Raw genomic sequence first — 25,729 nt, 5'->3', positions numbered from 1 at the left:
ATCCTCCTGCTCAAAAAACACTGCGGGCTTCACAATTTACCCGCCGCTTTCAGCCTGATGTACATGTCTGCCAGCCGCGGGGGCAGCTGGTGCGGTTCAGCGTCCACCACTTCCACCCTGAGGCGGCGGAGCTCCGCGCTGACAGCGGCGCGCTGAAGGAGCGCGCGTTCGGCAGCTGCGGCACGAAAAACACCGGCGGCGTCGGCGCGGTCCCGGAGCATGATGCCCAGCTGGGGGTCACGGACAGCCGCCACCACCACAACATGGTCGTTGGCAAGCCGCGCGGCGGCTGGAAGGAGACCCTCCTCCGGGGCGCCGCCGTCCAGCGAGGTCAGCAGCACCACCAGCGACCGGTGTGCGGTGACGGCGCGGACCTGCGCCGGCACGGCCGGCCAGTCCATCTCGATAAGCTCCGCGTCCAGTGGTGCCATGGCCTGCACCAGCTGTCCCAGCAGGTTGCCCTGTACGGCGGATCCCGCGCGGGCACGGGTCCGGCGGTCAAAGGCCAGAAAGTCAACCCGGTCACCGCCGCGCTCGGCCAGGACGCCGAGCAGCAGAGCAGCTTCCATGCCGGTATCGAGGCGGGTCTCGTCGTCGATCCTCGCTGCCGACGTCCGGGACGTATCCAGGACCATCACCACGCGGCGGTCGCGTTCCGGACGCCAGGTGCGGACGACGACGGCGGAACGGCGGGCGGTGGCCCGCCAGTCGATGGAACGCACGTCGTCGCCCCGGACGTAGTCACGCAGGGAATCGAACTCGGTGCCGGCCCCGCGGATCTGCACGGCAGCTTTTCCGTCGAGTTCGCGCAGCTTCCGCAGCTTGGACGGCAGGTGCCGCCGGGAATGAAAAGGCGGCAGGACACGTACCGCGCCCGGACATTCTACGGTTCGCTGGCGGGCGGCGAGCATCAGGGGTCCAAAGGAGCGCAGCGTGACGTGCGGGGACTTGAGGTCTCCGCGGCGGACCGGCTGCAGCCGAACAGTGACCCGCCTGCTTTCGCGGGCCGGGATGTCAATATCCTGGACAGGGTTTCGTGCCCCCGCCGACGGCTGCCAGCCGTCACGGAGGGTGCCGTGCAGGCGCCTGTTCCCGTCATTCCGGACAACGAGCCGGGCATCCATGATCCCGTTCAGGGCGACATTTCCGGGCTCGGAACGCTGGATGTGGACGGACCGCAGCGAACCGGCAAGGACCAGGTCGGCTGCTGCCAGTGCCGCCAGCACGGCGAGCACTGCCAGCACCGTTCCCCACCCGGGCAGCAGCAGGACCGGCACCAGCCCCAGCAGCACCAGTACTACGTAACGCCCGGAGATGGCCATCAGCGTGGAACGGGAACGGACGCCAGGATGCTGCCCAGCACATCGTCCACGCGGACCCCGTCCATCTGGGCTTCAGGCTGCAGGGCAACCCGGTGCCGCAGGCAGGGCAGTGCCAGTGCTTTGACGTCGTCAGGGGTCACGAAGCCCCTGCCGGAAAGCCATGCCCAGGACCGGGATGTATTCAAGAGTGCCGTAGCGCCGCGGGGCGAAACACCGAGCAGGAACGACGGTGCCGTACGGGTGGCACGCACCAGGTCCACGATGTAGCCGATGATTTCCGGCTCCACGGCCACACCGCTCACCGCCTGCCGTGCCCGCTCCAGGTCCGCGGCACCAGCGACGGACCGGACGCCGGCGGCGGCCAGGTCACGCGGATCAAAGCCGGCAGCGTGGCGGCGGATGACCTCCATTTCATCCCGCCGATCAGGCAACGGCATGGTGAGCTTGAGCAGGAACCGGTCCAGCTGCGCTTCGGGAAGCGGATACGTCCCTTCATACTCCACGGGGTTTTGGGTGGCGGCCACGAGGAAAGGCGACGGCAGGGGCCGGGACACCCCATCCACCGAAACCTGCCGCTCCTCCATCGCCTCCAGCAGCGATGCCTGGGTCTTGGGTGGCGTCCTGTTGATTTCGTCCGCCAGGAGGAGGTTGGTGAAGACCGGGCCCTCACGGAAGGTGAATTCGGACGTGTGCGAGTCGTACACCAGGGATCCTGTGACATCCCCCGGCATCAGGTCGGGGGTGAACTGCACGCGCTTCGTATCCAGGCTCAGCGCGGCGGAAAGGGCACGCACCAGCAGGGTCTTGGCGACTCCCGGCACACCCTCCAGCAGCACGTGCCCCTGGGACAGCAGGGCGATCAGCATTCCGGTAACGGTGGCGTCCTGCCCCACTACCGCCTTTGACACCTCATGGCGCACGTCCAAAAGGGCTTGCCGGGCGGAATCGTGCTCCATCGGATCAAGGACCCGCTGGCCACTGCCGTGTTCACTCATCGGCTGCTGACCTCTTTCTCTAGGTTGTTCAGTTCCTGCGCCCAGGCCACGAGCCGGGCCTCGGTGCGGGGATGGTGGTTGACGAGGTCCCGGACTTCGGCTGCGGGCCTGTCCAGCAACCGTGCCGCCGCATCAATGGTGTGCTCGGCAGTTGCCCCCGGCCCCAGGCGCAACGTACCGGCAAGCCTCACCAATGTTCCGGCCCGGAGGTTGTCGCGGGCCTGCTCGACGGCGTGCGAGTCGTGGTACATCCGCGCGCGCCCCTCCGCCGTCTCCACTGCCTTGACCACCACGGGCAGCGGCTCAAACACCAGGGGACCGAGGCGCCGGCCGCGCCACGCGATCGCCGTCAACGCCACAACGATGAGCCAGGGACCCAGATACCGGACCCAGTCCGGCGCCAGGTCATCGAGGGTTTGCGGTGAGCCAAAGGTATCCAGGTCCTCCAACGACGGCAGGTACCAGACCAGGTCCGATGAACTGCCGAGGGTCCGAAGGGCCAGTGCAGCGTGTCCCAGCTCATCCAGCCCGTCGTTGCTCAGCACACCCGTGCTGCCCAGGACGGACAACCGCCCGTCCCCGCTGACGGCAAGCAGCCCGGCGGCCGAACCGGAAGGACGGTAACAGGACATCCCGCCGTCGTACACGAAGCCCGACTCGCCGGAGATGTCCCCGGCAGCCTGTGCGTCCGGAAGGGAGCAACCCGGGACGAGTGCGGGGGAGGCGTCGGGCACCACACCCGCCTGCCGGATGTCGCTGTCCAGGGCGGACAGCGTCTCCAGCCTGGGCGTCACCACCACCAGCCGCCCCGCTGCGGCCGCAAGATCAAGGAGCCGAGGTTCGTCGAGGATACCGCTCCGGTCGTACAGCAGGAGGGTAGGGGAGGATCCTGCTTCCAGCGCGGACATGGCTGCTTCGAAGTTTCCGGCCTTGTGCACCTCAACTCCGTGCCGGCCGAGGATTTCGCTGACTGCCCGTGCCCCGTCCGGTCCCGCATTGCTGACCGACAGGGGAGTGGCGTCACCTTTGGGGGCAAGCTGGCCCCAGACGGCCATGCCCAGCGCGATGGCGCAGACCGTGGCGAGGACGGCAAGGGACCGGTGCCTTCGCAGCCATCCAAGCGGGCCTCGACCGGGCGCCGGGAGCGTGTCCGGGCTTGCAACGCTCGTCTCCGGCTGCCTTATGCCGGCGGTATCAATGTCCGTCATGGCATGACCTCCGCGCGGCCAGGTGCTTGGGAACGCGCAGGTTTGCCCGCTTCGAGGGCGACGTCCAGGGCGGCCATGTCCGCGTAGTCGGAGCTGCGTGGCGCCATGTTTCCGTAGCGGACGGCGTCGAAAGTGCCGGCCGCGTGGTCCAAACGGGGCGCTTCCGCGCTGAACGGCACGGACAACTCGCGCGCCACTTCGTCCGCCGTCCGGCCGGGCTGGGGCTCCAGGATGGTGCGGTCCTCGGCCGAGCGGACCAGCGCCCGGAAACGGTCGACGACGGCGTCCCCCCAGTTCCCTGCCGCGGCCGACGCTTCGGCGCGCCGCCGGTAGTCAGCCGCAGTCACCTCGTTGTCCGCCTCAAAAACGTCCTTGGGCTGCCTGGATGCGGCGTTCAGGCGTGGCCGGGCGAGGATGACGGCGACGGCAATGATCAGGGCGACCACGATGCCGATAACCGGTGTTGGCAATGGCCCCGCCGACTGGGCGGACCCATCCAGGGACGAGACCCAGTTCAGGAAGTCCATCCACAGCGTTTGAAGCCAGGACGGGGTGGCCTCACGGTACTCAGACTTGCCCAGTTCCTCCACTGCCCAGCGCCGGGCTTCCTCCGCGTCCGGGAGCACAGGCGGCTCAGCGGACATCCGGCCAGGCTCCCGCCGCAGGCCCGTGACCTTCCCGTCCAGGGACCCCCGCCGCGACGCCGCGGCCCGGGACGCCGCCGGGATCGGCGCCTGATTCCATCAGCCGCAACAGCATGATGTCCAGGCCATCCTTGCGCATCCGCAGGTCCATATAGAGCAGGGCCATAACGGACGTCTGGAACGCATAACCAAGTGCGCCGATCAGGGCGCCAAGGACGGCCGTGACAACTCCAACAGCCACAGCCACAGCAGCTTCCTGCCCGCTGCCGCCGTGCGGAGATGCGAAAGTGGTGAGGAGGCTTGTCAAAAGGCTCACCGGGATCATCACCACCTGGCTGATCACTCCCACCATGATGCTGACCACGAGTGTGATCCCCAGGATCCGCCACCAGTTGGCGCGGGTCAGCTCCCAGGACCTGCGTAACCCGGCCAGGGCTCCGAGTTCCTCAATGACAACCGCAGCGGGAGCCACCATCACTTTGATGGTGATCCAGATGAACAACGCAATAAAGCCCAGGACCAGTGGTACCAGTATGAGGGCCCCGGTTCCCTCCATGCCGGATACCAGCGCGACGGCCACCCCGGCGAGGAGCGCGAACGCCAGCAGGCCGGCCGCCATGAGCACCAGAGCAAGGCGGACCAGGGCGCCCGCCCGCGACCGCGCCAGGGTCCACATCTGCCGGAAGCCCGTGCGGCGGTTGAGGATGGACCGGGCCACCGGAACCACCATGGCTCCCTGGAGGATTGCCGAGATAAACAGTGTCAGGATGCCGACCACCAGGATGGCGGCAAAGAAGCCCACTCCAAGCGAGGCGAGGTCCGCGGGGCTGGCAGTCTCTGCCCACGCTTCGATGGAACCCATGGAGGTTGCCGTTACCGCGGTGATCACCGCCGCGAGGATGGCCACCAGTGACTGGGCCAGCAATGCTGCGCCAAGCATGGCCTTCGCGTTCCGTCGGATGGCCTGGAAGGAGCCGTCCATGATCTCCCCGAACATGAGGGGGCGTAGCGGAACAATGCCGGGTTTGGGCGGGGCAACGTAACGGGGCTGGCCGTAGGGGCCACCGTAGTGGGCTCCGGGATACGGCGGTCCCGGATAGGTGCCTTGGGGGTATGCGCCCTGGGGGAATGCGCCACCGGCGCTTGCCCCCCAGACAGGCTGTTGTCCGGGGGCCTGCTGCTGCCAGGAAGGTGGTCCCCAAGGCTGCCCTGGCTGCTGTTGGCTGAGCTGCTGCTGGGTGGGCTGCTGGCCGGCGGGCGGGTGCCAGGTATTTTGCCCCCACGGCTGTTGTGCCTGCTGCCCGTTTGGGGGATTCCACTGCGGCGTTTCACCCCATGGATCCGGGCCAGCCAGTGATGCAGGGGTGGAGGTGTCGCCATGGCCCTGGCCGTCCTGGTCCCGCCCGTCAGCGCGCCCGTCCCGGCCTCCGGGCTCCTGCTGGCCTGAATCCTGTGATGACACCATGTTCCTTCCCCCGTGCTGGTCCGAATGCTGCCCGCGCCCGCAGGACAACTTCCGGAGGGCGCCGGGAAGGTCCGGCATCATCCCCAGCCTATAGTTCCGGCGTCGGACCTCCTAGCGTTCCGCCATGCCGTAAGGCGCTGAACAGGACAAAGCCTGCCTGATAAGGGAATATATAACTATGAAGGCACGCATTCTGGTGGTTGATGATGACGAAGCGCTGGCCGAAATGATTGGAATTGTTCTTCGCAATGACGGCTTCGAGCCGGTCTTCTGCGCTGACGGCGCCCAGGCGCTTGACGTTTTCCGGTCATCCAGGCCGGACCTTGTATTGCTGGACCTCATGCTTCCCGGCGTGGACGGCATCGAGGTCTGCCGGCAGATCCGGTCCGAGTCCGATGTGCCTATCGTCATGCTCACTGCCAAGTCGGACACCTCCGACGTTGTCCGCGGACTTGAATCCGGTGCCGACGACTATGTGCCAAAGCCCTTCAAGCCCGCCGAGCTCGTGGCCCGCGTCCGTGCGCGCCTCCGCCCGGGGGACCAGAAGGCCCCCGAAACCCTCCGGATAGCCGACATCACCATCGACGTCGCCGGCCACACCGTCAGTCGGGGAAACGAGCGCATCTCGCTGACTCCGCTTGAGTTTGATCTCCTGGTGGCCCTCGCCCGCAAACCGTGGCAGGTTTTCACGCGCGAACTGTTGCTCGAACAGGTGTGGGGTTACCGGCACGCCGCGGACACCCGCCTGGTCAATGTCCATGTCCAGCGCCTGCGGTCCAAAATCGAGCAGGACCCTGAGGCTCCTGAAGTCGTATTGACGGTGCGTGGTGTCGGCTACAAAGCAGGGGCCTGATCCCGCTGCACCTGATGGGGGACGCGGTCCGGGCGTTCCCGCTCCCGCGACCCCTGCTGCCGGAGGCAATACCGGACGCCCCGGAACAACTGACCCTGATGCGGCCCCCGAACACACCGATGCACTGACCCCGGGCTTCCGGCGCCTGGCGTTCCGCGCCCGGATCTGGCAGCGGCGTGCACTGATCGTCAGCCTGCGTGTGGCACGGCTCGTCAGGATGGGTTTCCGCCGCTTCCTGCCGGCCCTGCGCTATATCGGCCGTGCCCTGCACCGCCGGTGGCGGCGGTCGCTGCAATTCCGGACGGTTCTCACCACGCTGCTGCTTGCCGTCACCTCCTTCGCGGTTGTTGGCGCCTACCTTTCCAACCAGATCGCCAACAACCTCTTCCAGGAGCGCCTGACACAGGCCGAGTCAGAGACGCGCTACAACGTCAAGCAGGTCCAGGACACATTCGACGGCGCCCAGGTCACCGACCAGTCCAGCGTCATCACCCTGGTCTACGACACCCTGAACGCGGTGGAAGGGCGCGGCTCGGTAATCCAGCGCCGCTACGTGTTCGAAGCCATGCCTGAGCAGACCAAGCCGCGAAACCGCTGGGTTGAATCCCGTGCCTCCGACCAATTGACGGTCAGCGTTATTCCACCGGAATTGCGCAAAGCCGTACAGGAATCAGGAAAGGACCAGTACTGGGCGTCCACGGTCATTCCGGTGGGCACCGAGGACCGGCCGGGCATCGCCGTTGGCAACAAGGTGACGTTTAACGGCACAGTCTATGAGCTTTACCTTATTTACGACCTCAACACCGCACAGCAGACCCTGGACGAGATCCAGAGCGTGCTGTGGGCCGGCGGCGCTGTGCTGGTGCTGCTGATTGGTGCAGTGGCCTGGTATGTCACCCGCAACGTCGTCAGCCCGGTCAGCCATGCCGCGATGGTTTCGGAAAAACTTGCCGCCGGACAGCTGCAGGAGCGGATGGTGGTCCGTGGTGAGGACGAGGTGGCACGCCTCGGCGCCTCCTTCAACCACATGGCTGCCAGCCTCCAGGAGCAGATCACGCAGCTGGCCACCCTTTCGCAAATGCAGCAGCGCTTCGTATCCGATGTCTCGCATGAGCTGAGGACGCCGTTGACCACGGTCCGGATGGCAGCGGAGGTCCTGTACGACGCCCGCGACGACTTCGACCCTATTAACAAGCGCTCCGCCGAACTGCTCTACAACCAGGTGGAACGCTTTCAATCGCTGTTGTCTGATCTCCTCGAGATCTCACGGTTCGACGCCGGCGTGGCCGTGCTGGATGCCGAAGCCGAGGACATCCTGCAGGTTGTTGCCCACGTGATCGAAGGTGCGGCGCCGGTAGCGGCCGAATACGGTTCCGGGATTGTCCTCAGCGCTCCGGCGGGCGCCATCATCGTGGAAATGGATGCCCGGCGGATCGACCGGATCCTGCGGAACCTGATCCTGAATGCCGTTGAACACGGTGAGGGAAAGCCGGTGACGGTCACCGTGGCAGCCAGCCAAACCGCCGTCGGAATTGCCGTCCGCGACCATGGCATCGGCATGGAGCCGGCGGAAGCCGCCCGCGTTTTCGACAGGTTCTGGCGTGCCGATCCGGCCCGTGCCCGTACAACGGGAGGCAGCGGATTGGGGCTGTCCATCGCCATGGAGGACACCAAGCTGCACAACGGCTGGCTGCAGGCGTGGGGCAGGAAGGGCAGTGGTGCCAACTTCCTGCTCACACTCCCGCTGCGCCAGGGCGAGGACATTGATTCATCACCCGTCCATCTCGAACCGGACGACGTCATGATTCCGGGGGAGCCCGGCAACATCCCCAGGGAAACTGACAACAGGAACATGCTGGTCCTCGAAACCGGCTCCGCACGGCTGGCTCAGGTGCCGACATCAAAGGAGACCCGATGATGGGCCGCGGCCACCGCCAGGCACGATCCGCTGCCTTCCTGCTTGCCCTGTTGCTGGTCCTGCTGGCGGGCTGTGCGCGAATACCCACATCAGGACCTGTGGGGAAGAGCAGCGAAGGCAGCGCCGGAAACCTCAGCGCACCGGTGTTCCTCCCGGCCGCCCCGCAAGCGGGTGCATCGCCGGAAACCATCATTGACTACTTTTACCGGGCAGGAAGTGGCTACGAGGACGATTACGCCGTGGCCCGCCAGTACCTGACGCAGGCGTCATCCGTGTCCTGGAAGCCGGACCAGCGCGCCCTCGTCTACCGTGACGCACGCGTAGTAGCAACGGATACTGAGAACGTCTTCAACTACGAGCTGGACGTCGCCTATACCGTTGACGCCGACGGTATCGCCACGCAGTCGCCGGAAGGAACCGTCGAAAAGATTCCGGTCACCGTCACCCAGGTTGACGGTGAGTGGAGGATTTCGGCCATTCCGGACGGCACGGCCATCCCCGAGGAAACCTTCAAGGTGATCTACGGGGCGTATCCGATCTACTTCTTCGACCCCACCTTCACGTTCGCCGTCCCGGACGTCCGCTGGTTTATCAGGAACAAAACGGTGAAGGCCATGACGAGCGCCCTGCTCGCCGGGCCGGCCCCGTACCTCCGCGGTGCCGTAGCCAGTGCCTTCCCATCCGGAATCAAGCTGGCCCGCGAATCGGTCCCCGTAGTTTCAGGCGCCGCGCAGGTGGACCTGACGGCGAAGGAACTGATGGAAACGTCACCGGAGGACCGCCTCCGCATGCAAATGCAGCTGACGCTGACGTTCCGCAGCCAGCCCGACGTCGTCAACGTCGAGCTGCGCGCCAACCAGGACCTGGTGCGCGTGGAGGACGACGGATCAGTATTGCCGCCGGTACAGGACAAGAGCGTCCCCTCGCGGCAAATCGCCATCAGCGGAAATGAGCTGGTGAGGTACGAGAACAACAGGGTTTCCCCGCTGCCGGACATGCAGCCCGTCTCTGCGCTTAATCCGCGCTTCCCGGCAGAATCCCCGGTGTCGCAGACGGCCGCGTTCCTCAATGACAACCGGACAACGCTGTACAGCATCAGCCCGGCACAGCCGCCGCGTGCGCTCACCACGAGAAGCACGTTGAGCCGCCCGTCCTTCGGGCTCAGCGACTGGGTGTGGACTTCAGGCCCCGGAGCGGACGGCGGCACCGAGGTGGTTGCCTACCGGCCCACCGGCGTCACCGAAGGATCACCGGTCCCTTCAGTCACCCTGACGCCGGCGTGGCTTGCAGGACGGACGGTCAAGGAATTCCGGATTTCGCGGGAAGGCGTGCGTGCGCTGGTCATCTCGGAGCAAAACGGCAGGACGCGAGTGCAGGTGACAGGCATCATCCGGGGTGGTGACGGAACGCCCCGGGAGCTGACAGCGCCCGTTACGCTGGCCACCGAAAGCAACCCGGACCAGGGCGCATGGGTCAGCGATACCACCGTTGCCGTGATGAAGGGATCCGCGGGCTCCAACGTCACCCCGGAACTGCTGTCCCTCACGTCCGGGCAGCCGCAGCAACTTGCACCCTGGCCGGGGTTGGTGGCCCTCAGCGCCGGAAATGGCGCCGAGGAAGTGTACGCGCAGTCCGCGGAGGGCATCTTCCAACGGCTGGGCAACGGGTGGTCGCCGCAAATCAAGGGCCCGATCGATCCCTCGTTCCCCGGCTGAACAAGGCACCCGACTTACCCACATACGCCTGCTGCCGACTTCCGCTTCATGCCGGACCGCGCCGAGTGTTAAGGGGTGAGCAGCGCAGCCGGCTTGCCCGGCAGGGGCCGGTCCAAGGCCGATCCGGACCTCCTAACACCTGCGCCCCGGCCGGCCCGGCACCGTTCTGACCATCACAGCGCGCTGCTGCGGTTAGCCGACCAGGTGGCCGGTGCCGCTGCCGATCTCCTCGCGTTGGCTGTTCCCGTGGACTGCGTGTGCTGCGGCGCGGAAGACCGTGCGTTGTGCACTGCCTGCGAGCGCCACATCAGGCGCCTGACCAAGGAACCCTTCAGGGCGGAAAGCGGAGCGCCTGCGTTGATGGACATCCGCGGAACGGTCCTGCTTCCGGTCGTTGCAGCCGGCGTCTACCGGGAGGAATTGGCGCAGGCCCTCCTTTCCTTTAAAAGGCACGGCCAGCATCAGCTCAAAACCGCTCTGGGGCGCTCTTTGGCCGGCGCTGTCCGGGCGGCAGTGGGGGAGGGGCCTTCCATCGCGCTCGTTCCAGTTCCCACCAGTTCCGGGGCGTACGTGAACCGGGGATTCAGCCCCGTCCACCTGCTCCTGGCGGAGGCTTCGCGGCAACTTCCGGGCATTGCAGTGGTCAACGTCCTGGCGAAGACCGGCAACGGAGGCCTGCGCCTGACGGGAGGCCAGAAGGGCCTGGACCGCGGTGCCCGCGCGAAGCGGGTCCGTGGCTCCATGGAGGTCCGGCGCCGGGGTCAGCTAAGGGTGGCAGGGCGCCGCTGCATCATCGTTGATGACGTCCTCACCACGGGTGCCACACTGGCGGAAGCTGCACGGGCACTGCACCAGGCCGGTGCCATTGTGTCGGGCGGCGTGGTCCTGGCCGCGACACGCCCGCCGGATGCAGGCGGCGGCGCCGCTGCTTCCCCTGAGGACCAGCGGAAGCAACCATGACTTAGAAAAAAATAAACCAGGAAAGGATGAATAACGCATGGCTATGAACTAACGTCGGTGGTGGGTACCAAGAACAGAATGTACCTTTCGATGGCGGCTCGGAGAGGGGCTCGACTGTCAGACAGCTCGGCCCAGGGAAGCGCCGCCGTCGTGTCACCGAAGTCATTTGGAGGGCACCATGGAGTTTATGATCAGCGGACGAAATCTGACAGTTTCAGACCGGTTCCGCGAATATGCCGGGGAGAAGATCTCAAAGATCGAATCGCTTGGAGACAAAGTCCAGCGGGTCGACGCCAAAGTCTCCAAGGAGACCAATGCCCGGCAGACCGGCGATCAGCTGACCGTTGAGGTGACAGTACTGGGCCGTGGACCCGTGATCCGTGCCGAAGCCAGCGCCGCCGACAAGTTCGCTGCATTTGATCTTGCATACAACAAACTGCTTGAGCGTCTCCGCCGCGCGAAGGACCGGAAAAAGGTCCACCACGGGCGCCACACCCCCAAGGCGGTCCGTGAAGCGACTGCCACGCTCGAACCGGCAAGTGCCCACGAGCCGCTCTACCTTGAGGCGAGCCACCGGAACGAGGCTGTGGCCGCCCCCGCCGACAAGTCCCCCTACGACGTCGACAACGACATTCCCGCCGGGAATTCCCCCGTCCTGATCCGGCGCAAGGTCTTTCCTGCTGCGTCCCTTTCCCTCGACGACGCCGTAGACAACATGGAACTCGTCGGCCACGATTTCTACCTTTTCGTTGACAAGGCCACCAACACCCCTTCTGTGGTGTACCGGCGCCGCGGCTGGACGTACGGCGTTATCACACTGGACCATGAGTGCGAGCCCGGAGATACTGTGGTGGAAGAAAAGATCCTGGCCTACCGCTCGGATGACGCCGCCGCCAACGCCTAAGGGTGCCAGCCACCCACCGAGAGGACTGATGTGTCAGCAGCGCTGAGCCTGGACCAGGCACGGCGGATCGCTTTGGCAGCACAGGGACTCCACAAAGGACGGCCCGCCGGTCCCGTGACTTCACGGACGGTGGGCCGTACCTTTGCCCAGATCCAGCTGGTCCAGATCGACTCCGTCAACGTCCTCTCGCGCAGCCACTTCCTTCCCTTCTACTCCCGCCTGGGCAACTACGACCGCACCATCCTGCGGCGGATGTCCAGCGTCCATCCCCGCCGCATGGTGGAGTACTGGGCCCACGAGGCAAGTTATATCCGCCCCGAGCATTACCAGGACCTACTCCTCTGGCAGAAGCGCGCCTGGGTCGGCGCCGCGCGCATGGACCCCCATCAGCGCAGTGCCGTCGCCGCGAAGATACTGGATACGCTCGCACGCAGCCGCCCGATGACGGCCTCGGAAATCACTGCCAGAATCGGCCACGTTGAGGACCGGCAAAGGGCGAACTGGGGTTGGAACTGGAACGCGGTGAAACGCGTCCTGGAGCATCTCTTCGAGGAGGGCCTGGTCGCGGCTTCTTCCAGAACCGAGCAGTTTGAGCGCAAGTACACCCTGACTGCCAAGGTGCTGCCGCATGTCGCGGCCGGTGCCCATGACCCCGATCCTGCTGCTGCGCTGCACCGGCTGACAGAGGCTGCAGCGCAGGCACATGGCATAGGAAGCGCGCGGTGTTTCGCCGACTACTTCCGGACACCCATTAAGGCAACGGCGCAGTCCGTGGAGCACCTTGTCCGAAAGGGCAGGCTGGAGCCGGTGACGGTGGCCGGCTGGGGCAGGGACGTCTACCGGCACGTTGACGCTGTCCTGCCCCGGCGGGCGACGGGACGTGCCTTGCTCAGCCCATTCGATTCCCTGGTTTTTGAACGCCGGCGGCTCGAGGAACTCTTCGGCTTCCACTACCGTATTGAGATCTACACGCCGGAGCACAAAAGGCGCTACGGCTACTACGTCCTTCCATTCCTCCTCCGCGACCGGATCGTCGCCAGGGTGGACCTGAAGGCTGACCGCGCCCGCGGGAAACTGCTCGCCAGGTCTGCGTTCGGTGAGCCGGACGCTCCGCCGGATACCGCCGTCGAACTCGCCGCGGAACTGTTCCTGATGGCTGACTGGCTGGGACTGCACGAGGTGGAGGTCTACCCCGCCGGAGACCTCGCGGCCGCCCTCGCGGCGGCCGTTGCCCGGCCTGTCGCCAACACATAGGGTGGTATCCGCTCTCAGGGAAACAGGCACCTGCCGGTTGTCTCTCCCGTAGACTAAAAACGCCAGAATTCGGCGGCATGAGACTGGGAGCATCTTCACGTGGCATCACTTATCGAAAAACTACTCCGCACGGGTGACAAAAAAACGCTGCGGCAACTGCGTAATTATGCCGACTCCATCAATGCGCTGGAAGACTCGTTCAAGACCTTCACCGACGCTGAACTCCGTGAGGAAACGGACCGTCTCCGCGAACGCCACCAGGACGGCGAACAGCTGGATGACCTGCTCCCGGAGGCTTTCGCCGCGGTGCGGGAAGCGTCCTCACGAACCCTCGGAATGCGGCACTTCGACGTCCAGCTGATGGGCGGCGCGGCACTGCACCTGGGCAACATTGCAGAAATGAAGACCGGTGAAGGCAAGACCCTGGTGGCAACCGCTCCTGCCTACCTCAACGCCCTCACCGGCAAGGGCGTCCACGTGGTCACCGTGAACGACTACCTCGCCGAATACCAGTCTGACCTGATGGGCCGCGTCTACCGGTTCCTGGGACTGACCAGCGGATGCATCCTGTCCAACCAGGATCCTGCCGTGCGGCGCCAGCAGTACGCCGCGGACATCACGTACGGAACCAACAACGAGTTCGGTTTTGACTACCTCCGCGACAACATGGCGTGGGACAGGAACGAACTCGTCCAGCGCGGACACAACTTTGCCATTGTGGATGAGGTCGACTCCATCCTCATCGACGAGGCCCGCACACCGCTCATCATTTCCGGTCCCGCACAAGGGGACACGAACCGCTGGTACAGCGAATTCGCCAAGGTGGTCCTCCGGCTGCAGCCCGAGAAGGACTACGAGGTGGACGAAAAGAAGCGTACCGTCGGCGTGCTGGAAAGCGGGATCGAAAAGGTCGAAGACTACCTCGGCATCCAGAACCTGTACGAATCCGCGAACACCCCGCTCATCGGGTTCCTCAACAACGCCATCAAGGCCAAGGAACTGTTCAAGCGGGACAAGGACTACGTCATCCTGGACGGCGAAGTCCTGATCGTGGATGAGCACACCGGCCGCATCCTGGCTGGCCGCCGCTACAACGAGGGCATGCACCAGGCGATCGAGGCCAAGGAAGGCGTCGAGATTAAGGCCGAAAACCAGACGCTGGCCACTGTGACGCTGCAGAACTACTTCCGCATGTACCACAAGCTCTCGGGCATGACGGGAACTGCCGAAACCGAGGCAGCCGAGTTCATGAGCACCTACAAGCTGGGCGTCGTGGCCATTCCGACGAACCGCGACATGCAGCGCATCGACCAGCCGGACCTCGTGTTCAAGAACGAAACGGTCAAGTTCGACGCCGTTGTCCGCGACATTGCGGAGCGGCACGAAAAGGGCCAGCCGGTCCTGGTGGGCACCACCAGCGTCGAGAAAAGCGAATACCTTTCGCGGCTCCTGGCGAAGGAGGGCATCCGCCACGAGGTGCTCAACGCAAAGAACCACGCACGGGAAGCTGCCATCGTTGCCCAGGCCGGCCGGAAGGGCGCCGTCACCGTGGCGACCAACATGGCCGGCCGCGGTACCGACATCATGCTCGGCGGCAACGCGGAATTCACCGCCGTCGCCGAACTGGCAAAGCGCGGTCTGGATCCCGAGGAGAACTCCGAGGAGTACGAGTCCGCCTGGCCTGCAGCCCTCGACGCAGCCAAGCAGTCGGTTAAGGACGAACACGAGGAAGTTCTGAACCTGGGCGGCCTTTACGTCCTGGGAACCGAACGGCACGAATCCCGCCGGATCGACAACCAGCTCCGCGGCCGTTCCGGACGCCAGGGCGACCCCGGCGAGTCCCGCTTCTACCTGTCGCTGACTGATGACCTCATGCGGCTTTTCAACTCGGGTGCCGCCGAACGCCTGATGAACAGCTCGGTCCCGGACGACGTTGCGCTGGAGTCCAAGCTCGTCTCCCGCGCTATCGCTTCCGCCCAGGGGCAGGTGGAAGGCCGGAACGCCGAGCAGCGCAAGAACGTGCTGAAGTACGACGACGTCCTGAACCGCCAGCGCGAGGCCATCTACAGTGACCGGCGTCGGATCCTGGAAGGTGACGACCTGCACGAAAAGGTGCAGTTCTTCGTGGAGGACACCATTTCCGCGCTGATCGATGACGCAACCGCGGAAGGCAACGGCGACGATTGGGACTTCAACCAGCTGTGGACCAACCTGAAGACGCTGTACCCGGTAAGCGTCACCGCCGAGGACATCATTGACGAGGCGGGCGGCAAATCACGGCTGACCGTTGAGTTCCTCAAGGAAGAGCTGCTGTCCGACGCCCGCCTGGTCTACCAGGCGCGGGAGGAAGCCATCGGTTCGGAGAGCATGCGGGAGCTGGAGCGCCGCGTGGTCCTGTCCGTCATTGGACGCAAATGGCAGGAACACCTCTATGAGATGGACTACCTTAAGGAAGGAATCGGGCTGCGGGCCATGGCCCAGCGCGATCCGCTCGTGGAATACCAGCGTGAGGGCTTCGTCCTGTTCCAGAGCATGATGGAGGCCATCCGCGAGGAAAGCGTGGGCTTCCTGTTCAACCTGGAAGTGGAAGTCACCCCCGCCCAGGACGTGGTGGTACCCGATGCAGCCGGCGGGCACACGGAGCACGTGGAGCCCCAGGTCCGCGCGGCTGGCCTGGAAGCGCCGGAAAGGCCCGCCCAGCTGCAATACACTGCTCCCAGCGAAAGCGGCGAGACCCAAACCCGCGTGGAGACCAGGCAGCCGGGCCGTTCGGGCAACCCGGCCAAGGCGGCAGCCCAGGATGCGGCCAAACGTTCGGGCAAGAAGAAGCGGCGCTGACGGCCGCGCGTTAAACCAGGCAGCCGCACGGAAAGCAGGCAGAGGCAGGGCGGGAAGCACTTTCCCGGCCCTGCCTCCTTGCATGGATCAGCCGATGACAAGTTCAGTCACCCTCCAGACATGCTTGCTGCGCTCCAGCCGGATGGCGACGGCACGGGCACGGACGTCGTCCACCACAACGGCGCTGGCTTCGTAGATGCCATCCGCCACCTCGCAGACGCGGACTGAGCGGACCGTGGAATTCCTGTGCAGCCGGGCCAGGGCGGGATTCCCCGTACGGGTGAGCTCCCGCCTGATCAGGGACGCCCGGTGCTGCAGATTCCCCAGGCATCGCGGATCGAGCCGCCGTGCCAGCTGGTGGATGGGCCGGATTCCGGCCAACACCTCCATCGCAGCCTGGATGGTGCCGCGGCTGATCGCGCGAACTTCGGCAGTCTCGTCGACGGATCGCAGCGCGGGCTGCCTTCCGGGGCGATAAAGCCCTGCCCGCCCCTGGTCCAGCGCCGCGTTCCGTAGTGTGGCCGCGGCCGCATCCCGGTCTCTTCCCGTTTCACTGTCGGAGCGCTCCTGCGCTGCCCGAATTGGCGTCACTGCAGACATTGTTTCCCCTTTTTATGGTTGTGCCCGGAAGGCCGGATGCCCGCCGGTGGTGTTGAGGGTGGCTACGCGGGCGTAGGAGGCACCAGGATTTGCCCGGGAAGAAGTACATCCGGGTTCTGGCCAAGGAGGGTCTTGTTGGCTTCGTACCACCGCGGCCACTCAAGAGCTATGTCCACGTCCGAGGCACCGGGCCCCAACTGATCCGCCACGATGTCCCACAGGCTGTCTCCGGCAAGGACGGCTACCGGCCCGCTGTACCGGCCTGTCCCCTGATGGGCGCCGGCGTCGCTGCGCACGGCTGGTCCGGTCAGCATTCCGGGCTCGACGATCGGAGCCGATGGTTGCCAGCGCGGTTGAATTGTTGATGGAGCCGGAAGGACGGGCTCAGTTTGCCCGGGTACCGGGGCCTGGTTGTTTACCGGGAGCTGGTCCGCGGCGGGAGGGAGAGGGGCCGGAGAAGGGTCGGACGTTGGTTGCGCCCCGGAGCCACCGGCCACGGGCACGGCCGCACCGGGTCCACTGCCTGGGCTTGCAGGCATGGACGGCTCAATGGCGTTGTCCGGAGGCGGAGCTGCTTCCTGTTCGCCCGTTGCCGGCGTGGCCCGGTCCGGTCCGGATGCCGCCGGCGCAGAGGACTCCTGGCCTTGCGTCGGAGCCCACTGTGGACCCGGTGCCGGAACTGCGGCGTGTGCGGCAACACCACCGGACAAAAGCTGAACGGAAACCGCTGCAACAACCAAGCGCTGCATAAAAGCGGGCGACATTTTGCGGGTCAACGCGGCTGCCCTGGCCTTGCCGAGTTTCTCCAGCAGCAGGCCGGCAGCAGCACATGCAAGGGATACAAACCACCAGAGCAGGAGGACTGCCCCGGTAGCGGCCGCGGCGGCGCCCAACACGTCCTCCACCTCAGGGCGCTGATGGCGGGCGGCCGAGTCCTGCCACTGGCGAAGAAGTCCTGCTCCGATAAAGACCAATGCCAAGGCCAACGTCAGCAGGCCCACCGCCGCGGTGGCGTCAGCACCGATCCCCGTGTCATTACGTTTGCGCATTCGAGCCTCTTTGATGCAGTTTGATGTAGTTTGCTCGCGTCTGACTCAGTTTGCGCCCGTCTTGCTGCTTTTGTCTAGACAGTGGAGAGAATGAAAATGCGGGTTGACCAGGCCGCGGTGGGGTCCTACGCTGACCGGATGCGCTGGGATTCCCTCTTTAACGACATGGAAAGTCAGTTCGCGGAAGCGGACAGGCTGTCTCTTGATGCTGAGATCAACGAGCGCACCAGAATCGACATGGTGAATGTAGAGTTCGCCGACAGGCTACGCGGAGCTCTCGGCTGCCGCCTCGGTGTCCATCTTGCCTGCGGGGAGGTATTCCACGGCACGCTGTCCCATGCCGGCGCGGACGCAATGGTGCTGGACGAAGACCACCACCAGGTTCTCATTCCCTACGGCGCTGCGCTGCGCTACGTGGGTCTGGGGAGGTGGTCCCAACCCGAGGTTTCGCCGGTGCGCCGTGCGATAGGACTCGCGCATTCCTTGCGCGCCCTTGCCAGGGACCGCACGGAACTTTCGGTCACACTGGGAAACGGTGCCGGCAGTGTCCGTTTGGAGGGAGTCATCGACAGGGTGGGGAAGGACTTCATTGACCTGGCGGTTGTTACTGCCGGGGAGGCCCGCCGCAGTGGCCAAGTCATCCAGGTTTCTACCATCCCTTTTCCGGCATTGGCGGCTGTAAGGTCGCGGCGGACCCACGACATTTAGCGGCGAGGACTTTCAGCCGCGCTGCCCGGAAATTAAGGCGCCAGAGGAATGGTCAGACGGACCGTGATTTGGACTCCTGGATCATCCGGCTGGCCTCGGCATAGCGTTCCTCAATGTACTGCTCCAGCATTTTCTCTTCGACCCGCCACTGCCCCCGGCCACCAACCTGGATAGCCTTGAGCTCCCCGCTTCGCACCAGTGCATAAGCGGCAGGCGAATTGATCTGGAGCTGCTCTGCGACATCCGCGAGCGTGAGAAACCTGGGCATGCATTCATTTTGCCATCAGATGAGCCGTTTTGCTGCTGTTATCCACAGATTGGCCTTGTTTGCTTTATGGGCTTTCGTTCCAGCGCCCTTGCCGCAACAATAAATTGTCCGGCCACAGTGCGCCGGCGCAACTAGGGGGAGAAGCGGCATGGTTCCTGATTCGTCTGCCACGGCGGCACGCCTTAAGCGTCCATCCTGGCGGGACCCGCGCCTGCTGATGGGCATTCTCCTGGTCCTGGTCTCCGTTGCCGGCGTCGTCTTCCTGGTCAACAGTGCCGACCGGACCACGGAGGTTTACGCGGCGCGGGACGGCATCGGCGTGGGCGAGGCCTTGACCGCCGAGAACGTGGTCCGGGCCAAGGTGCGCCTCGGCGAAACGGAGCAACACTACATTCCCGTGGAGTCCGGCCTGCCCGAGGGCGTGGTTGCCGTACAGCGGATCGCCAAGGACCAGCTGGTACCCCGGGCGAGCCTTGGGGAGGTGGACCAGCTGGACCGCAAACCGGTGGCGCTGACCATTGACGAGACGCTTCCGTCGCAGGCAGTCGAGGGCGCCAGGGTGGACGTCTGGGTTGCTCAGCCCGACGCCAAAAATGGTTACAGTGAACCCAAGCTTCTCCTTTCCGGCGCTGAAATCGCGGAAGTGACAGCAGGCTCCACGGCTTTGGGATCCACTAAGACCACCGTCCTGATGGTCCTCGTGGAGGATAGCCAAATGCCTGCCTTGCTCGGCGCCCAGGCCAACGAAGCAAAGATTTCGGTTGTCTGGAATCCGGGCGGCGGCTCCCGATGAACATTCCGGTAGTCACCGTTGGCCAGAGCCGGGAGGACTTGGTGGGCGGACTTGAACGGCTGCATGGACCTGTCACTGTCGTCAGGAGGTGCGCGGAACTGCCGGAGCTCTTAGCGGCGTGCCAAAGCGGACTTGCCCGGGCCGCCGTCGTGGCTGATGGCTCCGAGGGGCTGACAGCCTCCCTGGTCGACAGGCTGGGAGCGGTGGGAGTGGCCATTATCGCGTTGACGGACAACGCCGACGAAGCAGCACGCCTGCGAAAAATTGGGGTGGCCTCTGCGCTGACCGGGGTGGAGTCCGCCGAACTGTCCGACCGGATCGCAGATGCGGTGGAGCAGTTGACGGGGACAGGTCGTCGTTCGGCCACCTGGAGTTCGCTTGCTGACACCGGTGCTGCCCTGGGCACGGTCCAGGCAGAGCCGGCGGTGGTCCCGGACGGGCCAGGTGCGGGAAAAATCATTGCGGTCTGGGGGCCGGTTGGATCGCCGGGACGTACGACCGTCGCGGCCAACATCGCCGGCGAGATGGCGGCCGACGGAAAACAGGTTCTCCTCGTTGATGCGGACAGTTATGGCGCCAGCATAGCCGCCGTTCTCGGTCTGCTGGATGAATCAGCCGGCCTTGCGCAGGCATGCCGGCTGGCGGACCAGGGCGCCCTGGATGCTTCCGCCCTTCAAAAAGTCGCAACCCCGGTGGCCACAAAGTCGGGGACGTTCACAGTCCTCACCGGCATTACCCGCGCGGACCGGTGGACTGAGCTCCGAGCGCCCGCCCTTGCCCTGGTCCTGGAGCGGGCACGGCAAATCGCCGACGTCATTGTTGTTGATACCGGGTTTTGCCTGGAAGCAGATGAAGAATTGAGCTTCGACACTATGGCGCCACGCCGGAATGCCGCCGCGCTGCGTCCGCTTGAGCTTGCCGACACCATCTACGCGGTCGGGGCCGCCGACCCCGTGGGAGTTCCCCGCCTGGTACGCGGCCTCGCTGAGCTGGAAGCCGCTGTGCCCCAGGCGTCCCCGTCGGTGGTCATGAACAAGGTGCGTGCTTCGTCGGTGGGCCGAAGTCCGGAGCGGCAGTTGCAGGATGCCTGGGAAAGATACGGTCCTGCCTCGGGGATCGAAGCCTTTCTGCCTTACGATCCGGCAGCTGCGGATGCAGCCCTGCTGGCGGGGTCGCTGCTGCTGGAAACCGCTCCTGAGTCCGCGCTTCGCCGTGCGGTTCGCGGCCTCGTTTGTGCACCTGACCAGCAAAAAGCAAAATCCTCTGTCTTTTCTTCCACAGCAGGGCGCAGGTCAAAGGGTTAGGCTCGCCATAAGAGCTGCAATGGAGCAGCAAATATCTTGTGATGGAGGCGTGTGTCGATGTCGTCTGGATCCAGCGTGGAGGATCAGCCCCTTTCGATTGAAGGCCTGGAAGGCTTTATTGGGGACTACTACCAGCATTTGGCCGAGGAGGATGCCAGGAGCTACCCCCGGGAAGTGCTGGTTGCACGGGCCGGCAACCACCGTGAGGTCGCAACAGTTCGGCAGCCCGGCCAGGCGAAAATCACCGTCGTGGACGAGGAAGACAGCAGCGTGGTCTTCGTGGTCACGGACGACATGCCGTTCCTGGTTGACTCAGTCAACGCAGAACTCGTCCGTCAGCACGCCGCCATCAAACTTGTGGTTCACCCGCTCTTCGTCGCCACTCGCGACAGGGAAAGCGGCGAACTGGTCAAGGTCAACAGGGTTCCCGCGCACATTGGAATTTCCAGCGGTGACACCGCGGCAATGCCCAGCCTGTCCCACCTCATTGCGCAGGGCGAGCATGCCTCGCACATGGAGTCCTGGATCGCCGTCGAAATCAACCGCATCTCTGACGACGCCAAGGATTCCCTGCTTGAGGGACTCAAGCGCGTCCTCAACGACGTCCGCGCTGCCGTCGAGGATTGGCCGAAAATGCGCCAGAAGGCCCGGCAGATCTCCGAGAGCCTTGACCAGATAGCCAACCCGGCACAGATCGCGGAGCTGCGGCAGGCGAAGGACCTCCTGCGCTGGCTGGATGACGGGAACTTCACTTTCCTCGGATACCGGGAGTACGACCTGGTGAACGTGGATGGCGAAGATGTCCTGGAGCTCCGCGAAGACAGCGGGCTGGGCCTCTTGCGGGCGGTCGCCGACTCGCCGCACATCCAGCACCTGACCGACACCGGCCGGAAAAAGGCGCGGGAAAAGCGTGCACTGGTCATCACCAAGGCGAACTCGCGTTCCACCGTCCACCGCTCGGCCTACCTCGACTACATCGGGGTCAAGAGCTTTGACGCTGCCGGCAACGTCAACGGTGAGCGCCGCTTCATCGGACTCTTTGCTACGAGCGCCTATACCGGATCGGTCCGCAACATCCCGATTGTCCGGGAAAAAGTGGACGCCGTACTTCGAAGCGCTGGTTTCCCGCCGGATTCCCACTCCGGCAAGGACCTGCTGGGAATTTTGGAAACATACCCCCGTGATGAGTTGTTCCAGATCGAAGTCCCCGATCTGGCCGCCACTGCCCTTGGCATCCAGAAACTGCAGGAGCGACGCCGGACCAGGCTGTTCCTCCGGCCGGACATCTACGGCCGTTTTATGTCCGCCGTCGTCTACCTTCCCAGGGACCGCTACACCACCAACGTGCGGCTTCGCATCGAACAGGAACTTCGTGAGACGTTCCAGGCGGTGTCCATCGACTATGAGGCACGCATGACGGAGTCGGCACTGGCCCGGCTGTTCTTCCGCATCCGCCTGCCGAAGGATGCCGACTTCAGCCATGTCAACACCGAGGAACTGGAGAAGCGGCTTGTCCGTGCCGCGCGTTCCTGGAGCGAAGGCATCGCCGAGGTCCTGCGCGAGGGCCGGGACCCGCTGGAAGCCAAGGAACTAGCCGCTATCTGGGCGGAAGCATTCCCCGCGGGCTACCGGGTGGACTACGAGGTGGAAGATGCCCTGGAGGACATTGCGCGATTCGAGAAGTACGGGGCGGCGGCGGAACGGGCGGTAGGCGCACGCCAGGAGCGGCCCGGCGTCCACGTTTACCTCCCGGAAGGTGCAGGCGCAACGCTCGAGGAAGACGCCCGGGTGAAGCTGTACATGCTGGAGCCGAAAAGCCTCAGCCAGATTTTGCCCTTCTTCCATAACCTGGGGCTGGAGGTACTGGACGAGCGGCCCTTCGAAATTGAGACAGCGGACCGCCGTGACTTCTTCCTGTACGATCTCGGGCTGAAATACCCGGCGGGTGTGGATCCGGTGTCCACTGGCGAGCTGCTTGCCGATTCGTTCGGTGCGGCGGTGACGGGCGCAGCTGAATCGGACGCGTTCGACCGGCTCGTCCTCCGGGAAGGCCTGCAGTGGCGGCAAATTACCGTGCTTCGGGCCTACGCGCGGTACATGCGCCAGATGGGAAATAGCAACTCTTTCGGTTTCATGGCTGACACCCTGCTTGCGAATGCGGACGTCACCAGGGGCCTGAGCGCCCTCTTCGCGGCGCGTTTTGATCCTGCCCTGAGCGACGACGAGCGGCTGGACGCCCAGGAGTCCGTGAGGCAGGACTTGGCGGCTTCGATTGAGAAGGTTGCAACGCTCGACGCCGACAGGGTCCTGCGCACCTTCGTTAACCTGATCGAAGCGACGCTCCGGACCAACTACTACCAGAACAAGCCACACCTGAGTTTCAAACTCGATCCGGCCAGGATCGAAGGCCTGCCTTTCCCGCGTCCGATGTTCGAGATCTGGGTATACTCTCCCCGGGTCGAGGGTGTCCACCTTCGGTTCGGCAAGGTGGCCCGCGGCGGACTGCGATGGTCCGACCGCCGGGAGGACTTCCGCACCGAAGTCCTTGGTCTCGTCAAGGCGCAGACCGTCAAGAACGCGGTCATCGTGCCAACCGGAGCGAAGGGTGGTTTCTTCGCCAAGCGCCTTCCGGACCCCGCTGCCGACCGCTCCGCCTGGATGGCTGAGGGCGTCGAAAGCTACAAGACGTTTATCCGCGGCCTGCTTGACCTGACCGACAACCTCGTGACGGAAGGTGACAGCGAACGGCTGGTCCCGCCGTCGAACCTTGTCAGGCACGATGACGACGATTCCTACCTGGTAGTGGCTGCGGATAAGGGAACCGCGACCTTCTCCGACATCGCCAACGGACTGTCCGCCGAATACGGCTTCTGGCTGGGCGATGCCTTCGCTTCCGGCGGATCCGTGGGTTATGACCACAAGGCGATGGGGATCACGGCCCGGGGTGCGTGGGAATCAGTAAAGCGGCACTTCAGCGAACTCGACCTGGATACGCAGACCCAGCCGTTCACGGTGGTGGGCGTCGGAGACATGTCAGGCGATGTATTCGGCAACGGCATGCTCCTCTCCAGGCATATCCGCCTCGTCGCGGCTTTCGACCACCGGCACGTCTTCCTCGACCCCAACCCCGATGAGGAGGCGTCGTTCGTGGAGCGGCAGCGGTTGTTTGAGCTGCCCAGGTCTTCCTGGGATGACTACGACAAGTCCCTGATCAGCGAGGGCGGCGGGGTCTTTGCCCGGCAGGCCAAGTCAATCCCTGTCTCGCCGCAGGTGCGCGCCGCCCTGGGGCTTCCTGCAGAGACGACGGAACTCAGCCCGCCTGAGCTGCTGCGGGCGATCCTCCTCGCCCCTGCCGATCTTCTGTACAACGGCGGCATCGGAACCTACGTCAAGGCCAGCACCGAATCGAACGCCTCTGTGGGGGATAAGGCCAACGATGCCATCCGTGTTGACGGGCGGGATCTGCGCGTGAAGGTGGTGGGTGAGGGCGGAAACCTTGGCATGACGCAACGCGGCCGTATTGAAGCGGCGCTTCAGGGTGTCATCCTGAACACCGACGCCATTGACAATTCTGCCGGTGTCGATTGCTCCGACCATGAGGTCAACATCAAGATCTTCGTCGACCGGATGGTGGCTGCCGGGAAGCTTTCGGCGGAAGAACGGGCCGGCTTCCTCGCATCGATGACGGATGAGGTGGGTCGTCTGGTGCTCGAAGACAACATCGACCAGAACATCCTGCTGCTCAATGACCGGACAAAGGTAGCCGAGTGGAGCCCCAGCTATGAGCGGCTGATGGACTGGCTGGAGAAGTCAGCCGACCTGAACCGGGAGCTCGAAGCGCTGCCCTCAACCGAAGTGCTGCGGGAGCGGCTGCAGCAGGGGCAGGGTTTGACTTCGCCCGAGCTGTCGGTGCTGGCCGCCTACGCCAAGATCGAACTGACGTCCGCGCTGCGCGACAGCGATCTTGCCGATGACCCTTGGTTCAGGAAGACCCTGCGGGACTACTTCCCGCAGCAGCTGCGCGAGCGCTTCGACGCGGAACTGGATACCCATCCGCTGCGGCGCGAGATCATCGCCACGGTGGTGGCCAACGACATGATCAACCTCGGCGGTATCACCTTCGCTTTCCGTGTCATGGAAGAGACGTCGGCGAGTGAGGTGGCTGTGGCCAAGGCATTCGTGGCCCTGCGGGAGATTTACGAGCTGGACACGATGGTGGGGGAGCTTAACAGCCTGCCGGCGTCGTTCCCGACGGAGCACTGGAGCACTGTGCACCTCGATGTCCGCCGGCTGCTTGACCGCGCGGTCCGCTGGCTCCTGACGCAGGGCACTGTTTCGCGGCCCATTGCGGATGTGGTGTCGGAGTTCAAGCCCCTGATGGACCCGATGCGGGCCCGGCTTCTGGACTACCTGCGCGGCGACGACCGGGCTCGCGTGGCTGGCTGGCTGGAAACGGCGCGTGAGTGGGAACTTCCGGAAGGACTCGCGCTGCGCTGGGCAGAACTTTTCGAGAGTTTCGTCCTGCTGGACATTGCCAAGATTGCCCGGGTCCGGAAGGACCCTGTGGAGGAGATTGCGGCCGTTTACTACACGGTCTTCAACCGCTTCCACGCTGATTCCCTCCTTGAGCGGATCAGCAGCCTGCCGCGGCAGGACCGGTGGCAGGCTTTGGCCAGGGCAGCCCTCCGCGATGACCTGTACTCCACGGTTTCGGATATAACGACGGCGGTGCTTGACGCCACCACGGCGGCTGATTCGCCGGAAGCCCGGCTGAAGGATTGGGAGGCCCAGAACGCGGAGCAGCTGGGCCGGGCGAAGAGCATGTTCGATGAGGTCAATTCGCTTGAAACCGACGATATGGCATCCCTGTCGGTAGCATTGAGGCTCTTGAGGTCAATCGTCCGGCGCTAGCAAGTACGGCGTCGCAATTG

At 64.7% G+C, this 25,729-nt stretch carries 19 protein-coding genes; 11 read left to right on the top strand and 8 right to left on the bottom strand.

What is annotated here, in order from left to right:
* Positions 1–29: 29 nt before the first annotated feature.
* From ACZ9BC_RS11315 to ACZ9BC_RS11295, 5 genes are read right to left on the bottom strand one after another with little or no spacing between them, the layout of a single operon-like run.
* Positions 30–1,322 (bottom strand): DUF58 domain-containing protein, encoded by a 1,293-nt coding sequence (locus ACZ9BC_RS11315; protein ID WP_476246032.1) that lies wholly within the window; start codon positions 1,320–1,322, stop codon positions 30–32.
* Positions 1,322–2,317, bottom strand: coding sequence for an AAA family ATPase (locus ACZ9BC_RS11310; RefSeq protein ID WP_476246031.1), 996 nt, complete (start codon positions 2,315–2,317; stop codon positions 1,322–1,324). Before ACZ9BC_RS11310 ends, ACZ9BC_RS11315 begins: the two co-directional genes overlap by 1 nt.
* Positions 2,314–3,525: a DUF4350 domain-containing protein gene (locus ACZ9BC_RS11305; protein WP_476246030.1), complete on the bottom strand. Its 1,212-nt coding sequence runs from the start codon at positions 3,523–3,525 to the stop codon at positions 2,314–2,316. The genes ACZ9BC_RS11310 and ACZ9BC_RS11305 overlap by 4 nt, the downstream gene beginning before the upstream one ends.
* Complete coding sequence (locus tag ACZ9BC_RS11300) at positions 3,522–4,169, bottom strand: DUF4129 domain-containing protein (RefSeq protein WP_476246029.1); 648 nt, start codon at positions 4,167–4,169, stop codon at positions 3,522–3,524. Before ACZ9BC_RS11300 ends, ACZ9BC_RS11305 begins: the two co-directional genes overlap by 4 nt.
* The gene (locus tag ACZ9BC_RS11295) at positions 4,159–5,634 is read right to left on the bottom strand and encodes a DUF7847 domain-containing protein (protein WP_476246028.1); all 1,476 of its coding nucleotides are present in this window, start codon (positions 5,632–5,634) and stop codon (positions 4,159–4,161) included. The genes ACZ9BC_RS11300 and ACZ9BC_RS11295 overlap by 11 nt, the downstream gene beginning before the upstream one ends.
* A gap of 178 nt (positions 5,635–5,812) precedes the next feature.
* Between ACZ9BC_RS11295 and mtrA the strand changes: the two genes are divergently transcribed.
* The 7 genes from mtrA to secA all read left to right on the top strand — a co-directional run bounded on the left by mtrA (position 5,813) and on the right by secA (position 16,076).
* Positions 5,813–6,487 carry an MtrAB system response regulator MtrA gene (gene mtrA / locus ACZ9BC_RS11290; RefSeq protein WP_258802674.1) on the top strand — a complete coding sequence of 225 codons (675 nt, stop codon included), beginning with the start codon at positions 5,813–5,815 and terminating at the stop codon, positions 6,485–6,487.
* A complete protein-coding gene (mtrB, locus tag ACZ9BC_RS11285; RefSeq protein WP_476246027.1) occupies positions 6,459–8,405 on the top strand; it encodes an MtrAB system histidine kinase MtrB in 1,947 nt (648 codons plus the stop codon). Before mtrA ends, mtrB begins: the two co-directional genes overlap by 29 nt.
* Positions 8,402–10,120 (top strand): LpqB family beta-propeller domain-containing protein, encoded by a 1,719-nt coding sequence (locus tag ACZ9BC_RS11280; protein ID WP_476246026.1) that lies wholly within the window; start codon positions 8,402–8,404, stop codon positions 10,118–10,120. The genes mtrB and ACZ9BC_RS11280 overlap by 4 nt, the downstream gene beginning before the upstream one ends.
* Before the next feature lie 75 nt (positions 10,121–10,195).
* On the top strand, positions 10,196–11,080 hold the full coding sequence (locus ACZ9BC_RS11275) for a ComF family protein (protein ID WP_476246025.1): 885 nt from the start codon (positions 10,196–10,198) through the stop codon (positions 11,078–11,080).
* Positions 11,081–11,258: 178 nt separating this feature from the next.
* Positions 11,259–11,984 carry a ribosome hibernation-promoting factor, HPF/YfiA family gene (gene hpf, locus ACZ9BC_RS11270; RefSeq protein WP_079597255.1) on the top strand — a complete coding sequence of 242 codons (726 nt, stop codon included), beginning with the start codon at positions 11,259–11,261 and terminating at the stop codon, positions 11,982–11,984.
* 30 nt (positions 11,985–12,014) lie between these two features.
* Positions 12,015–13,238: a winged helix-turn-helix domain-containing protein gene (locus ACZ9BC_RS11265; protein WP_476246024.1), complete on the top strand. Its 1,224-nt coding sequence runs from the start codon at positions 12,015–12,017 to the stop codon at positions 13,236–13,238.
* Between the two features lie 99 nt (positions 13,239–13,337).
* Entirely contained in the window at positions 13,338–16,076 is a 2,739-nt protein-coding gene (gene secA / locus ACZ9BC_RS11260) for a preprotein translocase subunit SecA (RefSeq protein WP_476246023.1), read from the top strand.
* An 87-nt stretch (positions 16,077–16,163) separates the two neighbouring features.
* Here the strand turns inward: secA and ACZ9BC_RS11255 are convergent, their stop codons facing one another.
* Both ACZ9BC_RS11255 and ACZ9BC_RS11250 read right to left on the bottom strand, forming a co-directional pair.
* Positions 16,164–16,676, bottom strand: coding sequence for an Rv3235 family protein (locus ACZ9BC_RS11255; protein WP_476246022.1), 513 nt, complete (start codon positions 16,674–16,676; stop codon positions 16,164–16,166).
* Between the two features lie 62 nt (positions 16,677–16,738).
* A complete protein-coding gene (locus ACZ9BC_RS11250; protein WP_476246021.1) occupies positions 16,739–17,725 on the bottom strand; it encodes a LysM peptidoglycan-binding domain-containing protein in 987 nt (328 codons plus the stop codon).
* 90 nt (positions 17,726–17,815) lie between these two features.
* On the opposite strand from ACZ9BC_RS11250, the gene ACZ9BC_RS11245 reads away from it, so the two are divergent.
* The gene (locus tag ACZ9BC_RS11245) at positions 17,816–18,433 is read left to right on the top strand and encodes a hypothetical protein (protein WP_476246020.1); all 618 of its coding nucleotides are present in this window, start codon (positions 17,816–17,818) and stop codon (positions 18,431–18,433) included.
* A 52-nt stretch (positions 18,434–18,485) separates the two neighbouring features.
* On the opposite strand, the gene ACZ9BC_RS11240 is transcribed toward ACZ9BC_RS11245, so the two are convergent.
* Complete coding sequence (locus ACZ9BC_RS11240) at positions 18,486–18,701, bottom strand: helix-turn-helix domain-containing protein (RefSeq protein WP_009356834.1); 216 nt, start codon at positions 18,699–18,701, stop codon at positions 18,486–18,488.
* 148 nt (positions 18,702–18,849) lie between these two features.
* On the opposite strand from ACZ9BC_RS11240, the gene ACZ9BC_RS11235 reads away from it, so the two are divergent.
* From ACZ9BC_RS11235 to ACZ9BC_RS11225, 3 genes are read left to right on the top strand one after another with little or no spacing between them, the layout of a single operon-like run.
* Entirely contained in the window at positions 18,850–19,494 is a 645-nt protein-coding gene (locus ACZ9BC_RS11235) for a hypothetical protein (protein ID WP_476246019.1), read from the top strand.
* Entirely contained in the window at positions 19,491–20,798 is a 1,308-nt protein-coding gene (locus ACZ9BC_RS11230; protein ID WP_476246018.1) for a CpaE/TadZ family protein, read from the top strand. Before ACZ9BC_RS11235 ends, ACZ9BC_RS11230 begins: the two co-directional genes overlap by 4 nt.
* 57 nt (positions 20,799–20,855) lie before the next feature.
* Entirely contained in the window at positions 20,856–25,709 is a 4,854-nt protein-coding gene (locus ACZ9BC_RS11225) for an NAD-glutamate dehydrogenase (RefSeq protein ID WP_476246017.1), read from the top strand.
* The last annotated feature ends 20 nt before the right edge of the window (positions 25,710–25,729 follow it).

The organism is Pseudarthrobacter sp. TE3704 (assembly GCF_056279405.1).
This window is presented reverse-complemented; position numbering and strand designations above follow the sequence as displayed.

What these genes read in the sequence shown, in the direction of transcription:
- ACZ9BC_RS11315 (WP_476246032.1), bottom strand. Translation starts at nt 1,322, where the DNA reads ATGGCCATCTCCGGGCGTTACGTAGTACTGGTGCTGCTGGGGCTGGTG.
- ACZ9BC_RS11310 (WP_476246031.1), bottom strand. Translation starts at nt 2,317, where the DNA reads ATGAGTGAACACGGCAGTGGCCAGCGGGTCCTTGATCCGATGGAGCAC.
- ACZ9BC_RS11305 (WP_476246030.1), bottom strand. Translation starts at nt 3,525, where the DNA reads ATGACGGACATTGATACCGCCGGCATAAGGCAGCCGGAGACGAGCGTT.
- ACZ9BC_RS11300 (WP_476246029.1), bottom strand. Translation starts at nt 4,169, where the DNA reads ATGTCCGCTGAGCCGCCTGTGCTCCCGGACGCGGAGGAAGCCCGGCGC.
- ACZ9BC_RS11295 (WP_476246028.1), bottom strand. Translation starts at nt 5,634, where the DNA reads ATGGTGTCATCACAGGATTCAGGCCAGCAGGAGCCCGGAGGCCGGGAC.
- mtrA (WP_258802674.1), top strand. Translation starts at nt 5,813, where the DNA reads ATGAAGGCACGCATTCTGGTGGTTGATGATGACGAAGCGCTGGCCGAA.
- ACZ9BC_RS11280 (WP_476246026.1), top strand. Translation starts at nt 8,402, where the DNA reads ATGATGGGCCGCGGCCACCGCCAGGCACGATCCGCTGCCTTCCTGCTT.
- hpf (WP_079597255.1), top strand. Translation starts at nt 11,259, where the DNA reads ATGGAGTTTATGATCAGCGGACGAAATCTGACAGTTTCAGACCGGTTC.
- ACZ9BC_RS11255 (WP_476246022.1), bottom strand. Translation starts at nt 16,676, where the DNA reads ATGTCTGCAGTGACGCCAATTCGGGCAGCGCAGGAGCGCTCCGACAGT.
- ACZ9BC_RS11250 (WP_476246021.1), bottom strand. Translation starts at nt 17,725, where the DNA reads ATGCGCAAACGTAATGACACGGGGATCGGTGCTGACGCCACCGCGGCG.
- ACZ9BC_RS11245 (WP_476246020.1), top strand. Translation starts at nt 17,816, where the DNA reads ATGAAAATGCGGGTTGACCAGGCCGCGGTGGGGTCCTACGCTGACCGG.
- ACZ9BC_RS11240 (WP_009356834.1), bottom strand. Translation starts at nt 18,701, where the DNA reads ATGCCCAGGTTTCTCACGCTCGCGGATGTCGCAGAGCAGCTCCAGATC.
- ACZ9BC_RS11235 (WP_476246019.1), top strand. Translation starts at nt 18,850, where the DNA reads ATGGTTCCTGATTCGTCTGCCACGGCGGCACGCCTTAAGCGTCCATCC.
- ACZ9BC_RS11230 (WP_476246018.1), top strand. Translation starts at nt 19,491, where the DNA reads ATGAACATTCCGGTAGTCACCGTTGGCCAGAGCCGGGAGGACTTGGTG.
- ACZ9BC_RS11225 (WP_476246017.1), top strand. Translation starts at nt 20,856, where the DNA reads ATGTCGTCTGGATCCAGCGTGGAGGATCAGCCCCTTTCGATTGAAGGC.